A 13,908-nucleotide genomic window follows, 5' to 3' on the forward strand; every position below is an offset into this window, starting at 1 on the left:
CCGCGGCCCCCTGCGCCCCGCCCCGCGTCCCGTTGGCGGAACGGCCGCGTTTGAGTAGTTCTCCCGTGTGCCGCCCGTCTGTGTGACGTAAAAATTCGGGGCAACGCTGATCGTCGAAGGGAGTGGGCGTGCTCCATTGCAGGTCTGCAGTGGTCGGGCTGGTCGGACTGGCCGTTCTGGGGGCGGCCGGGTGCGGCGGCGGAGACCCGGGGCCGTCGGCGGCGATGGAGAAGGTGGTACTCAAGGAGTGCGGGCACTACCTCAGGCCCGAGACGGTCGCCGCCACCCTGGGCAGCAGATCGGACTACCGGAGCGATCGTGCGGGGCATCGGACCGCCCAGGCCGAACCGGTGGCCCCAGGGTGTGAGGCTCTGCCCATCAGCGGCCTCCGGCCGCGGGCCGCCCCCGCATTCCCGGACCACGGACACGATCCGTGCGCGCCGGACGCGGAGCGAACGCGGGGAACCAGGACGCCCAACACCGTTCGGGGCGTCCGGCTGAGCATGAGTCCCGGCAACGGGACTCACTCTCGCTCAGTCTCCAGGAACGGTCCGGGACAACATGGACCCCAAGCTCACTCTGAAGGCCGACCGCACCCATGGTTTCGAGCTCCTGGCCGATGTGCTGGCCGCTGCCGACACGTGAGCCAACGCCGCCCGCTCACAGCACGCCGTGCTCAACGGCACGCTGCAGCTGGGGGTCCGGCAGGCTCGCCGGTTCCGCGACATGGACTCCGTCCGGGAACTGCCGGGCGGCCGTGCCCGCCACCCGCAGCGCCAGCCGGGACTCGCCCACGCCGCCGACCACGGTCAACGTGACCAGGCGCGACACCGAGAGCATGCCTCGGACCTTCGTGACCTCCGTCCGCCCGCCGACCAGCGCGGTGAGCTCGGCCGGAACGGCGGTGGCCGGACCGACGGCCGCGTCCCTTTGCATGGTCACAACATAGTGATCCTCGCCCTTGTGGGGCCGACGCACGTGTGGTCGCGAACCATCGTTCACTTCGCGGGGATTCGGCCCGCTCGTATCCTGGGGCGACATTCATGTGGTGGGAGAGAGGGCGCGCGTTGAGCCAGTCGAACCGGGCCGACCAGTCGGACATGTCGTCGAGTCCGGATCCCCGGCAGATCACGGTGCCCGAGGGGTCACAGATCCCGGTCGTCGTCCTCGCAGGGTTCCTGGGCTCGGGCAAGACCACGTTGCTCAATCATCTGCTCCACCGGAGCGGGGGCAGCCGTATCGGGGCCATCGTGAACGACTTCGGTGCCATCGAGATCGACGCGATGGCCGTGGCCGGGGCGCTCGGAGACTCCACCGTCTCCCTCGGTAACGGCTGCCTGTGCTGTGCTGTCGACGTCAGCGAGCTCGATCTGTACCTTGAGCGGCTCGCCCGTCCCTCCGCCCGCATCGACGTCATCGTCATCGAGGCCAGCGGGCTCGCGGAACCGCAGGAACTCGTGCGCATGGTGCTCGCCAGTGAGAACCCGCGGGTCGTGTACGGCGGGCTCGTCGAGGTCGTCGACGCCGCCGAGTTCGAAGCGACCCGTGAGAAGCACCCCGAGATCGACCGGCACCTCTCGCTCGCCGACCTCGTCGTCGTCAACAAGCTCGACCGGGCCGCGGACGGCGAGCGTGAGCGGGTTCTGGGGCTCGTTCGTTCCCTCGGCGACGGCGCCGCCGTCGTGCCCGCCACGTACGGCCGCATCGACCCGGAGTTCCTCTTCGACCGCAGGCCGAACGAGGAGAGGATCGGGCAACTGTCCTTCGACGACCTCCACCGGCAGGCGGTGGGGGAGGGAGACGGAAGCGATGCGGGCCACCGGGACGGCGAGCACGGGCACGGTGAGCACTCCGGGCATCTCCACACCGCCTATGAATCGCTCTCCTTCACCTCCGAAGTGCCCCTCGGCCCGCGCCGGTTGATGAAGTTCCTCGACAGCCGGCCCGACGGGCTCTACCGCATCAAGGGGTACGTCGACTTCGGTGCCCACGACCGGGACAACCGGTATGCCGTGCATGCCGTGGGGCGGTTCCTGCGGTTCTACCCCGAGCCGTGGGCGCCCGGCGACCCTCGCCGCACCCAGCTCGTCCTCATCGGGTCCGGCATCGACACGCCGACCCTCGGCAAGGAGCTTCGGACCTGCGAGGACGGCGCCCCACACGCCGACGAGACGAGCATGTGGGGCGTCCTCCGGTACGTACAGGACCCCGATGAGGCTCAGGACCTCGATGAGCTTCGGGACACTGATGGGGTTCAGGACCCCGTCGAGCCGGGCTCCGAGGCCTAGAGACGAGCCGGGCTCCCGGCCTCAGAGCGGTCCGGCCGGCCGGTCAGACGGGTCCCGCGATCACCGACACCGTCTTCTGCAGCGACACACCCGAACCATCGCGGCGCGGGTCGGCCTCGGGCAGCTCGGCCGGGGTGCCGTTCTTCTGGGCGGCCCGTGCCGGGATCGGGCCCGCCCAGGCGAAGGACAGACAGTCCTCGCCCTTCAGGAACCGCTGACAGCGCACACCGCCGGTGGCGCGGCCCTTGCGCGGATACTGGTCGAACGGGGTCAGCTTGGCGGTCGTCTGGACCGAGTCGTCCAGGGTGCCCCGCGAGCCCGCCACGGTGAAGACGATCGCGTCCGCCGCCGGGTCCACGGCCGTGAACGAGATGACCTTCGCGCCCTCGGTGAGCTTGATGCCGGCCATACCGCCCGCCGGACGGCCCTGCGCGCGCACCTGTGAGGCCTGATAGCGCAGCAGCTGGGCGTCGTCCGTGATGAAGACCAGGTCCTCCTCGCCCGTGCGCAGCTCGACGGCGCCGACGATCCGGTCGCCCTCCTTGAGCGTGATGACCTCCAACTCCTCCTTGTTGACCGGGTAGTCGGGGACCACACGCTTGACGACGCCCTGCGCGGTGCCGAGCGCCAGGCCCGGCGAGGACTCGTCGAGCGTCGTCAGGCAGACCACCGTCTCGCCGTCCTCCAGGGAGAGGAACTCCGACAGCGGTGCGCCGCCCGAGAGGTTCGGCGCCGCCGCCGTCTCCGGGAGCTGGGGGAGGTCGATGACGTTCAGCCGCAGCAGGCGGCCCGAGGACGTCACGGCGCCCACCTCGCCCCGGGCCGTCGCCGGGACCGCGGAGACGATCACGTCGTGCTTGGTCCGCCGCTCGTCCTCGTCCGGTGCGAAGGGCTCGCTGTTCGCCGTACGCGCCAGCAGGCCCGTCGAGGAAAGCAGGACGCGGCACGGGGCGTCCTCCACCTGGAGCGGGACCGTGGGCGCGGGGGTGCCGGAGGACTCGAGGAGCACCGTGCGACGGGACGTGCCGAACTTCTTGGCCACCGCGGCCAGTTCGCCCGAGACCAGCTTGCGCAGCTCCGCGTCCGACTCCAGGATGCGGGTCAGCTCCGCGATCTCCGCGTTCAGCCTGTCCCGCTCCGACTCCAGCTCGATACGGTCGAACCTGGTCAGACGGCGCAGCGGCGTGTCCAGGATGTACTGCGTCTGGATGTCGCTCAGCGAGAAGCGCTCCATCAGGCGCTGCTTCGCCTCCGCCGAGTTGTCGCTGGAGCGGATCAGGCGGATCACCTCGTCGATGTCCACCAGTGCCGTGAGCAGGCCCTCGACCAGATGGAGCCGGTCGCGCCTCTTGCCGCGGCGGAACTCGGAGCGACGCCGTACCACGTTGAAGCGGTGGTCGAGGTAGACCTCCAGGAGCTCCTTCAGGCCCAGCGTGAGCGGCTGGCCGTCGACCAGCGCAACGTTGTTGATGCCGAAGCTCTCCTCCATCGGCGTCAGCTTGTAGAGCTGCTCCAGGACCGCCTCCGGCACGAAGCCGTTCTTGATCTCGATGACCAGGCGCAGGCCGTGCTGGCGGTCGGTGAGGTCCTTGACGTCGGCGATGCCCTGCAGCTTCTTGGAGCCGACCAGGTCCTTGATCTTGGCGATCACCTTCTCCGGACCGACGCTGAAGGGCAGCTCGGTGACGACCAGGCCCTTGCGCCGTGCCGTCACGCTCTCCACGGACACCGTGGCGCGGATCTTGAAGGTGCCGCGGCCCGTCTCGTACGCGTCCCTGATCCCGGAGAGGCCGACGATCCGGCCGCCCGTGGGGAGGTCGGGGCCCGGCACGTGCTTCATCAACGTGTCGAGGTCGGCGTTGGGGTGGCGGATCAGGTGGCGGGCCGCGGCGATGACCTCGCTCAGGTTGTGCGGCGGCATGTTCGTCGCCATGCCGACGGCGATGCCCGACGCGCCGTTCACCAGCAGGTTCGGGAACGCGGCGGGCAGCGCCACCGGCTCCTGCTCCTGGCCGTCGTAGTTGGGTGCGAAGTCCACCGTGTTCTCGTCGATGGACTCGGTCATCAGGCTGGTCGCGTCGGCCATCCGGCACTCGGTGTACCGCATGGCGGCCGGAGGGTCGTCGTTGCCCAGAGAGCCGAAGTTGCCGTGGCCGTCGACCAGCGGCACGCGCATGGAGAAGGGCTGGGCCAGGCGCACCAGGGCGTCGTAGATCGACGCGTCGCCGTGCGGGTGCAACTTACCCATGACCTCGCCGACGACGCGGGCGCACTTCACGTAGCCGCGGTCGGGGCGCAGGCCCATCTCGCTCATCTGGTAGACGATCCGGCGGTGCACCGGCTTGAGGCCGTCGCGGGCGTCCGGCAGGGCTCGGGAGTAGATGACCGAGTACGCGTACTCCAGGAAGGAGCCCTGCATCTCGTCGACGACGTCGATGTCGAGGATCCTCTCCTCGTACGCGTCGTCGGGCGGAGTCTTCGTGCTGCGGCGGGCCATCGCTGCTGCGGCTCCTTCACAGTCTTGCCGGGGCATGAACGGGATCTGACGGGCTCCATTGTGGCCCGACCCACCGACAACCCGGACCACGCCCCTTCCACAGGGGCCCCTCTCCGCCCCTCCCAACACGGCGGCGGAACGCCCGGAGCGCACGTTGGGGCGGGGGAGGAGGAAGTACGCCGGCACGGCGGAGAGGCGTCGCCGGGCGCTCACGTCAACATAGCGCCGTTCCCGCTCCCCCGGCCCGTACCCGGCCATGGTGCCGCACCCGCGCGCGGGACGGGGCGCGGGCTCTGGCCTGTTCCACCCGCGTGCGCAGGAGTGCGTTGGCCGGGCGCCCGGAGGTGTCCGAGCCCGTGCTCGTTCCCGGCACGCGGCGGTCCGGGTCCGCGCTCTTCCCCGGCTTCCGGCCCGTCCGGAGGAGGGCGCCCGCCCCAGGCGCGAGACGGCCTTCCCGCTGTTCCCGGAGTCGGCGGCGGGCGGCGCGGGACCGAGCCCGCCCGCGGTGCGGCGGTCCCGGAGCTGTCCTCGGAGCGGACATGCGACGGCGAAGGACCCGAGTTCCTCCCTGGCGTGCGACGGGCCCGGAGCCCGGTCGGCCCCGGCCTACGCGAGTCCCCGCTCTCCCGTCCGGGAGTCTCGCTCTGGGCGTACGGGAACCGGGAACTTCGCCAGCCGTCCGCACGCTTGCATACAGTGGCAGGACCGGCAGGAAGACGCGGTTTTCCACGACAGCTTCCGCGATGAAGGGACGTACATGCCCATGGGTCACACGGCCACAGCCGAGGCAGGCACCGGGGGCCTGACAGCGACCGAGCACCGCCTGGCCAATGGGCTGCGCGTGGTGCTCTCCGAGGACCACCTGACCCCGGTCGCGGCGGTGTGCCTCTGGTACGACGTCGGCTCCCGTCACGAGGTCAAGGGCCGTACCGGCCTCGCCCACCTCTTCGAGCACCTGATGTTCCAGGGCTCGGCCCAGGTGAAGGGCAACGGCCACTTCGAGCTGGTCCAGGGCGCGGGCGGCTCGCTGAACGGTACGACGAGCTTCGAGCGCACCAACTACTTCGAGACCATGCCCGCCCACCAGCTGGAGCTCGCCCTCTGGCTGGAGGCCGACCGCATGGGCTCGCTGCTCACGGCGCTGGACGACGAGTCCATGGAGAACCAGCGGGACGTCGTCAAGAACGAGCGCCGCCAGCGCTACGACAACGTCCCCTACGGCACCGCCTTCGAGAAGCTGACCGCCCTCTCCTACCCGGACGGCCACCCGTACCACCACACCCCGATCGGTTCGATGGCCGACCTGGACGCGGCCACGCTGGAGGACGCGCGCGCGTTCTTCCGCACCTACTACGCGCCCAACAACGCCGTGCTCTCCGTGGTCGGCGACATCGACGCGGAGCAGACGCTCGCCTGGATCGAGAAGTACTTCGGGTCCATCCCCGGGCACGACGGGAAGCCCGCCCCGCGGGACGGTTCGCTGCCGGAGACCATCGGCGAACAGCTGCGTGAGGTCGTGGAGGAAGAGGTCCCCGCGCGCGCGTTGATGGCCGCCTACCGGCTCCCGGAGGACGGCACGCGCGAGGCCGACGCGGCCGACCTGGCGCTGACGGTCCTCGGCGGCGGCGAGTCGTCCCGCCTCTACAACCGGCTCGTACGGCGCGACCGTACGGCCGTCGCCGCCGGGTTCGGCCTGCTGCGGCTGGCCGGGGCGCCCTCCCTGGGATGGCTCGACGTGAAGACCTCCGGCGACGTCGAGGTCCCGGTCATCGAGGCCGCCGTCGACGAGGAGCTCGCCCGGTTCGCCGCCGATGGCCCCACGGCCGAGGAAATGGAGCGCGCCCAGGCCCAGTTGGAGCGCGAGTGGCTGGACCGGCTCGGCACGGTCGCGGGCCGCGCCGACGAACTGTGCCGGTACGCCGTCCTGTTCGGCGACCCGCAGCTCGCCCTCACCGCCGTCCAGCGGGTGCTCGACGTGACCGCGGAGGAGGTCCAGGCCGTCGCCCAGGCCCGGCTGCGGCCCGACAACCGCGCGGTGCTCGTGTACGAGCCGATCACGGCCGGGAGCGGGGACGCCGACGAAGCCGACGAGACCGCCGAAGCCGCGGTGACCGACGAGAACGAGGAGTCGGCCAAGTGACCGAGCTCGCGACCATGGACTTCCACCCGCAGCCCCAGGCCGGCGACGCCAGGCCCTGGGCGTTCCCGGCGCCCGAGCGCGGCACGCTCGACAACGGGCTGACCGTGCTGCGCTGCCACCGCCCCGGCCAGCAGGTCGTCGCTGTCGAGGTGCTCCTCGACGCCCCCCTGGACGCCGAGCCCGCGGGCCTCGACGGCGTCGCCACGATCATGGCGCGTGCCTTCTCCGAGGGCACCGACAAGCACTCCGCGGAGGAGTTCGCCGCCGAGCTGGAGCGCTGCGGCGCCACCCTCGACGCGCACGCCGACCACCCCGGCGTACGTCTCAGCCTCGAAGTCCCCGTCTCGCGGCTTCCCAAGGCGCTCGGTCTGCTCGCCGACGCCCTGAGGGCCCCCGCGTTCGCGGACAGCGAGGTCGAGCGGCTGGTGCGGAACCGGCTCGACGAGATCCCGCACGAGACCGCCAACCCGGCCCGCCGTGCCGCGAAGGAGCTCTCCAAGGAGCTGTTCCCGGCGACCTCGCGCATGTCGCGTCCGCGCCAGGGCACCGAGGAGACGGTCGAGGGCATCGACTCGGCGGCCGTGCGTGCCTTCTACGAGAAGCACGTGCGGCCCGCCACGGCCACCGCGGTCGTCGTCGGCGACCTCACCGGCGTCGACCTGGACGCGCTGCTCGGCGACACCCTGGGCGCCTGGACCGGCTCCTCGGCCCAGCCGCGCCCCGTGCCCGCGGTGACCGCCGACGACACCGGCCGCGTCGTCATCGTGGACCGCCCCGGAGCCGTCCAGACGCAGCTGCTCATCGGCCGCGTCGGCGCCGACCGCCACGACCGTGTGTGGGCGGCCCAGGTGCTCGGCACGTACTGCCTCGGCGGCACCCTCACCTCCCGCCTGGACCGTGTCCTGCGCGAGGAGAAGGGCTACACCTACGGTGTGCGGGCGTTCGGCCAGGTGCTGCGCTCCGCGGCCCCTTCGTCCCCGGGAGGGGCTTCGGGCGCCGCGATGCTCGCCATCAGCGGCTCCGTCGACACGCCGAACACGGGCCCGGCCCTCGACGACCTGTGGACCGTGCTGCGTACCCTCGCCGCCGAGGGTCTCAACGACGCCGAGCGTGACGTCGCCGTGCAGAACCTCGTCGGGGTCGCCCCCCTCAAGTACGAGACGGCCGGCGCCGTCGCGAGCACCCTTGCCGACCAGGTCGAGCAGCACCTGCCGGACGACTACCAGGCGACGCTGTACCGGCAGCTCGCCGCGACCGGCACCGTGGAGGCCACCGCGGCCGTGGTGAACGCCTTCCCGGTGGACCGCCTCGTGACCGTCCTCGTCGGTGACGCCGCGCAGATCGAGGAGCCCGTCAAGGCGCTCGGCATCGGCGAAGTCTCCGTCGTACGCGCCGAGTAGAGCGCCCCCACGGGCCCAGCCGGGCCCACCCGCATCCGGGGTCCAGGTGACGAAAGAGTCACTGGGGCCCCGGATGTCCGTATTGCGGGGGAGGTTGCCTGTCTGCCCTGTGGTGTGCGCTACAAAACCCCTGCTTCGTTTGTGATTTCAAAGAGGGCCCGCTTAGCGTCTGTTCGGCTGTTCGTCAGCAGTGCGCCGCACCCGCGGCACCGGACAGTCATCGCCGAGTCCCCGAAACGGCGCGAGCCAGGGGAGCCGGGGACCCAATCGCAGTCCCTGGGGTGAATCGGGCGCCCTTCTCATGGTGAAGGGGGACCGTAGGAGACCTTCCTGCTCCGAACCCGTCAGCTAACCCGGTAGGCGAGAAGGAAGGAAAGGACCAGCCACTTCATGGCGTTCACCTGCGCCACCGGGAAGCACCGCCGCGCCGGCCGGATGAAGAACGCGACCACGAAGGTCGTCGGAGCCGCCGCGCTCACCACCACCGGCGTCATCGGCGCGCTGGCCGCCCCCGCCTTCGCCGCGGACGCCTCCGCCGGACAGACCGGGCTCACCCAGGCCATCGAGATCGGCGACGCGGTGGCCGAACAGATCGACGCCCAGGCCGTCGCCCAGCAGCAGGCCGCCGAGGAGGCCGCCGCGCAGAAGAAGGCCGAGGCCCTCGCGAAGCAGCGCGCGGAGGAGGCGGCCAAGGCGGCCAAGAAGGAGCGCGAGGCCAAGGCGCGTGCCGCCCGTGAGGCCGAGCGCAAGCGCCTCAACACCTTCGTCGCCCCGGTCAGCGGCTCGTACGTCTCGACCGGCTACAAGTCCGGCGGCGCCGCCTGGTCCTCCGGCAGCCACACCGGCATCGACTTCCACGCCTCCTCGGGCACGGTCGTCCGCGCGGTCGGCTCCGGCACCGTCGTCGAGGCGGGCTGGGGCGGCGCCTACGGCAACAACATCGTCATCAAGATGCACGACGGCACGTACACGCAGTACGGCCATCTGTCGTCCATCGGGGTCTCCGTCGGCCAGACGGTCACCCCGGGCCGGCAGATAGGCCTGTCCGGGGCGACCGGCAACGTCACGGGCCCGCACCTGCACTTCGAGGCCCGCACGACGGCCGAGTACGGCTCGGACATGGACCCCGTCGCGTATCTGCGCTCGCACGGAGTGAACGTCTGACCCCGCCAGGCCGCTGCTCACAGCGCGCGAGGCCCCGGCTCACCGAGCCGGGGCTTTCGTCGTTGTGACGTGCCTCCTGTCCAAAAAATATCCCTGGATTCCGGCCCGGCATCGGAATTTCCGGCCAACTGCAATAGAGTCGCTTGAGCGCACGTCAATCAATGGCGTTTCACGGGGATTAAGGCGGAGGTCCGGTCATGCGTATTCCGGCGCACTCGGTATGCACGGCGATCCGTGATGACATCGTCGCGGGTGTCTACGAGCGCGGCAGCCGGCTCACCGAGGAACTCCTCGCCCGCCGGTACGGCGTCAGCCGAGTCCCCGTCCGTGAGGCGCTGCGCACGCTGGAGGCCGAGGGCTTCGTCGTCACCCGACGGCACGCGGGCGCGTGTGTCGCGGAGCCCACCGAGCAGGAGGCCTCCGACCTGCTGGAGATGCGCATGCTGCTGGAGCCGCTGGGCGCCGCGCGCGCCGCCCAGCGCCGTACCGAGGCGCACCTGAAGGTGCTGCGGGGCCTGGTCAGGCTGGGGCAGGAGCGGGCCAGGCGGGGCAACAGCGATGACCTGCGCTCACTCGGCGGCTGGTTCCACGAGACGCTCGCCCAGGCCTCCGGCAGCCCCGCGCTGACCTCGACGCTCGCCCAGCTGCGCCACAAGATCGCCTGGATGTACGCGGTGGAGGCGCCCGCCGGCCCCGTCGAGTCCTGGGCCGAGCACGGCGGCATCGTCGACGCCGTGGCGCGCGGCGACAGCGAGCGGGCCCGCACGATCACGGCCCTGCACACCGAGCGCGCGACCGCCGCGCACCGTCTGCGATTTCCCGGGCAGGCCGACCGCGCCGAGCGTGTGAGGACTTCGCAACATCCCGTAAACATCACGGGCCTGCGGCATTAACAAGAGAGCCGTATACAAAGAGGGTCGAATTCGCCGGGGATTCGCGGGGGATTATTTCTGCTGCCCGCGAAGAGGAAATGCGAAGGGCCCGCCCGATAATTCGGACGAGCCCTTCGATGTGTGCGCGGGTGGCCTTTCGGGCCTATTGCCGCGTCACTCAGACGGTTTCGGGAAGCTCTTCGAGTCCCTCGGCGACCAGCTTCGCCAGGCGGTCGAGCGCGGCGTCCGCGCCCTCGGCCTCGGAGGCGAGCACTATCTCCTCGCCGCCCTTGGCGCCCAGGCCCAGCACACCCAGCATGGAGGCCGCGTTGACGGGGGTGCCGTCGGCCTTGGCGATCGTCACGGGGATACCGGAGGCCGTGGCGGCCCGGACGAAGATGGAGGCGGGACGGGCGTGGAGGCCCTCGGCCCAGCCGACGTTGACGCGGCGCTCAGCCATGTGTTGCTGCCCTTCAGGTGTCATCAGGTGTCTCAACCGGTCTGGACGGGGTTGTCCAGGCCGGTCTCCCGCTTTGTGAAGCGGGTCCGGATCGGGCCCACGGCCTGACCGCGATCCGGCTGTTGTGCGTCCCCCAGACTGCCCGGCGCCGTGTTCGTGCGCGAGACCGCCCCGCGCCGTTGTCGTACGCGGGTCCTACTCTGGGGCCCATGCAGACCTCGTCGGACCGGCGCGAGTACCCCGCCCACTGGGAGGCTGACGTGGTGCTGCGCGACGGCGGCACCGCGCGCGTGAGGCCCATCACCGTTGATGACGCCGAGCGCCTGGTCAGCTTCTACGAGCAGGTCTCCGACGAGTCGAAGTACTACCGCTTCTTCGCGCCGTACCCTCGCCTGTCCGCCAAGGACGTCCACCGCTTCACGCACCACGACTTTGTGGACCGGGTGGGACTCGCGGCCACGGTCGGCGGCGAGTTCATCGCCACCGTACGCTATGACCGCATCGACGCAGCGGGCATGCCCGCGTCAACGCCGGCGGACGAGGCCGAGGTCGCCTTCCTCGTGCAGGACGCCCACCAGGGGCGGGGCGTCGCGTCCGCCCTCCTCGAACACATCGCGGCCGTCGCCCGCGAGCGCGGCATCCGCCGCTTCGCCGCCGAGGTGCTCCCCGCCAACACCAAGATGATCAAGGTGTTCACGGACGCGGGGTACCAGCAGCAGCGCAGCTTCGAGGACGGCGTCGTCCGCCTGGAGCTCGACCTGGAGCCCACCGACCGCTCCCTCGCCGTGCAGCGCGCGCGGGAGCAGCGCGCCGAGGCCCGGTCCGTGCAGCGGCTGCTCGCGCCCGGCTCGGTCGCCGTCATCGGCGCGGGACGCGCGCCCGGAGGCGTGGGCCGTAACGTGCTCGCCAACCTCCTGGAGGCGGGATTCACCGGGCGCCTGTATGCCGTGAACAGGGCCGTTCAGGGCGAGGAGCTCGGCTCAGTCCCGGCGTACCGCTCCATCCGCGAGATCGCCGAGCCCGTCGACCTCGCGGTCGTCGCCGTCCCGGCCGAGCACGTCCCCGAGGTCGTCGCCGAGTGCGGCGAGCACGGCGTCCAGGGCCTCGTGGTCCTCTCCGCCGGGTACGCCGAGAGCGGCCCCCAAGGGCGCGAGCGCCAGCGCGGACTGGTGCGCCAGGCCCGCACCCACGGCATGCGCATCGTCGGGCCCAACGCCTTCGGGATCATCAACACCTCGCCCGGCATCAGGCTCAACGCCTCCCTCGCCCCCGAGATGCCGCGCCCCGGACGGATCGGCCTCTTCGCCCAGTCCGGAGCCATCGGCATCGCCCTGCTGTCCCGGCTCCACCGGCGCGGGGGAGGAGTCACCGGCGTCACGGGCGTGTCCACCTTCGTGTCGTCGGGCAACCGCGCGGACGTCTCCGGCAACGACGTGCTCCAGTACTGGTACGACGACCCGGACACCGACGTTGCCCTCATGTACTTGGAGTCCATCGGCAATCCGCGCAAGTTCACCCGCCTCGCGCGCCGCACGGCCGCGGCCAAGCCGCTGGTCGTGGTCCAGGGTGCGCGCCACGGCGGTGCGCCACCCCAGGGGCACCCCGTACGCGCCACGCGGCTGCCGCAGGCCACCGTCTCCGACCTGCTGCGACAGGCCGGCGTGATCCGCGTGGACACGATCACCGAGCTCGTCGACACGGGCCTGCTGCTGGCCCGCCAGCCCCTGCCCGCCGGTCCGCGCGTGGCGATCCTCGGCAACTCGGAGTCGCTGGGACTTCTGACGTACGACGCGTGCCTCGCCCAGGGGCTCGGCCCCCTGCCGCCGCTGGACCTCACGACCGGGGCATCGGCGGGGGACTTCCACGCGGCCCTGGCGCGAGCGCTGGCGGACGACGCGTGCGACGCCGTGGTCGTGACGGCCATACCGGCGGTGGGTGAGACGCCCGCCGCCGACGAGGCCCTCGCCGACGCGCTCCGCTCGGCGGCGGCCGCCGCCCCGGCCAAGCCGGTCCTCGTGGTCCACGTGGAGCTGGGCGGACTCGCGGACGCCCTCTCCCGGGCCGCCGGCACGGCACCCCACGCCGTACCGCTCCCCGACGAACGGCCGGCACGCGCGCGCGTGGAGGACGTCCCGCCCCCGGATGACGCTCTGCCCCCGGACGCACTGCCCCCGGAGGACGCCCGCCTCATCCCCGCCTACCCCGCCGCCGAGCGCGCCGTCCGGGCCCTCGCCGAAACCGTGCGGTACGCACAGTGGCGCCGCGACGCCACGGACCCCGGGAAGGTGCCGGAGTACGAGGACATCGACGAGAAGGGCGCCGCCGACCAGATCGAGGCGCTCCTCGCGCGCGGGGAGGGGCTCACGCTCGGCACCGATCAGACGTGTGCGCTCCTCGCCCGGTACGGCATCCCGGTGCGCGAGGCCCGGCCCGCGCCCACCCCGGACGAGGCCGTCGCGGCGGCGCGCGCCCTCGGCTACCCCGTGGCCCTCAAGGCCACCGCCCCGCACCTGCGGCACCGCGCCGACCTGGGCGGCGTACGGCTCGACCTGACGGACGAGGGGCAACTGCGCCGCGCGTACGCGGAGTTGACCGGCCTCTTCGGGAAGCCCGAGGAGCTGCGGCCCGTCGTGCAGGCCATGGCCCCACGCGGTGTCGACACGGTCGTACGGGCCGTGATCGACCCGGCGGCCGGAGCCGTGGTCTCCTTCGGGCTCGCGGGGGCCGCCTCGCAGCTGCTCGGCGACACGGCGCACCGACTGATTCCGGTCACAGACCGGGACGCGGCCTCACTGGTCCGGTCGATCCGGACGGCACCGCTCCTCTTCGGCTGGCGCGGCTCGGCACCGGTCGATGTCGCCGCCCTCGAAGAGCTGCTCCTGCGGGTGTCCCGACTGGTCGACGACCATCCGAAGGTTGTCGCGGTCTCCCTGGAGCCGGTCGTCGTCGCTCGGTACGGCCTGAGCGTCCTCGGCGCCACCGTACGGCTGGCGCGCCCGCCCGCCCGCGACGACCTCGGCCCCCGTACGCTTCCGGTGTACTGATCCGACCACGACAGTCACGGCAGAGCGGTCCCTCGCAGTCAGT

General features: G+C 71.7%; 9 protein-coding genes and 1 riboswitch. Of the genes, 6 read left to right on the forward strand and 3 right to left on the reverse strand.

Annotated features, from left to right (window positions below; genetic code table 11):
* Positions 1-660 precede the first annotated feature (660 nt).
* Positions 661-942 carry a hypothetical protein gene (locus tag FPZ41_RS12585; RefSeq protein WP_152862083.1) on the reverse strand — a complete coding sequence of 94 codons (282 nt, stop codon included), beginning with the start codon at positions 940-942 and terminating at the stop codon, positions 661-663.
* A gap of 158 nt (positions 943-1,100) precedes the next feature.
* Between FPZ41_RS12585 and FPZ41_RS12590 the strand changes: the two genes are divergently transcribed.
* Entirely contained in the window at positions 1,101-2,288 is a 1,188-nt protein-coding gene (locus FPZ41_RS12590; protein WP_152862121.1) for a CobW family GTP-binding protein, read from the forward strand.
* A 43-nt stretch (positions 2,289-2,331) separates the two neighbouring features.
* On the opposite strand, the gene FPZ41_RS12595 is transcribed toward FPZ41_RS12590, so the two are convergent.
* Positions 2,332-4,785 (reverse strand): DNA gyrase/topoisomerase IV subunit A, encoded by a 2,454-nt coding sequence (locus FPZ41_RS12595; protein ID WP_152862085.1) that lies wholly within the window; start codon positions 4,783-4,785, stop codon positions 2,332-2,334.
* 763 nt (positions 4,786-5,548) lie between these two features.
* Between FPZ41_RS12595 and FPZ41_RS12600 the strand changes: the two genes are divergently transcribed.
* The 4 genes from FPZ41_RS12600 (at position 5,549) to FPZ41_RS12615 (ending at position 10,382) form a co-directional block, all read left to right on the forward strand.
* A complete protein-coding gene (locus tag FPZ41_RS12600) occupies positions 5,549-6,925 on the forward strand; it encodes a M16 family metallopeptidase (protein WP_152862123.1) in 1,377 nt (458 codons plus the stop codon).
* Complete coding sequence (locus FPZ41_RS12605; RefSeq protein ID WP_322620152.1) at positions 6,922-8,325, forward strand: M16 family metallopeptidase; 1,404 nt, start codon at positions 6,922-6,924, stop codon at positions 8,323-8,325. The genes FPZ41_RS12600 and FPZ41_RS12605 overlap by 4 nt, the downstream gene beginning before the upstream one ends.
* Before the next feature lie 211 nt (positions 8,326-8,536).
* Positions 8,537-8,703: riboswitch (cyclic di-AMP (ydaO/yuaA leader) on the forward strand.
* Positions 8,704-8,715: 12 nt separating this feature from the next.
* The gene (locus FPZ41_RS12610) at positions 8,716-9,489 is read left to right on the forward strand and encodes a M23 family metallopeptidase (RefSeq protein WP_152862087.1); all 774 of its coding nucleotides are present in this window, start codon (positions 8,716-8,718) and stop codon (positions 9,487-9,489) included.
* 197 nt (positions 9,490-9,686) lie between these two features.
* The gene (locus FPZ41_RS12615) at positions 9,687-10,382 is read left to right on the forward strand and encodes a GntR family transcriptional regulator (protein ID WP_152862089.1); all 696 of its coding nucleotides are present in this window, start codon (positions 9,687-9,689) and stop codon (positions 10,380-10,382) included.
* A 157-nt stretch (positions 10,383-10,539) separates the two neighbouring features.
* Here the strand turns inward: FPZ41_RS12615 and FPZ41_RS12620 are convergent, their stop codons facing one another.
* Positions 10,540-10,821, reverse strand: a complete 282-nt coding sequence (locus tag FPZ41_RS12620) for an HPr family phosphocarrier protein (protein ID WP_131564890.1) — start codon at positions 10,819-10,821, stop codon at positions 10,540-10,542.
* Between the two features lie 209 nt (positions 10,822-11,030).
* Here FPZ41_RS12620 and FPZ41_RS12630 point away from each other — a divergent pair, with 209 nt between their 5' ends.
* Entirely contained in the window at positions 11,031-13,865 is a 2,835-nt protein-coding gene (locus FPZ41_RS12630) for a bifunctional acetate--CoA ligase family protein/GNAT family N-acetyltransferase (protein ID WP_152862091.1), read from the forward strand.
* Positions 13,866-13,908: the final 43 nt, after the last annotated feature.

The sequence above is a fragment of the Streptomyces acidicola genome, assembly GCF_009377235.1.
Taxonomy (GTDB): domain Bacteria; phylum Actinomycetota; class Actinomycetes; order Streptomycetales; family Streptomycetaceae; genus Streptomyces; species Streptomyces acidicola.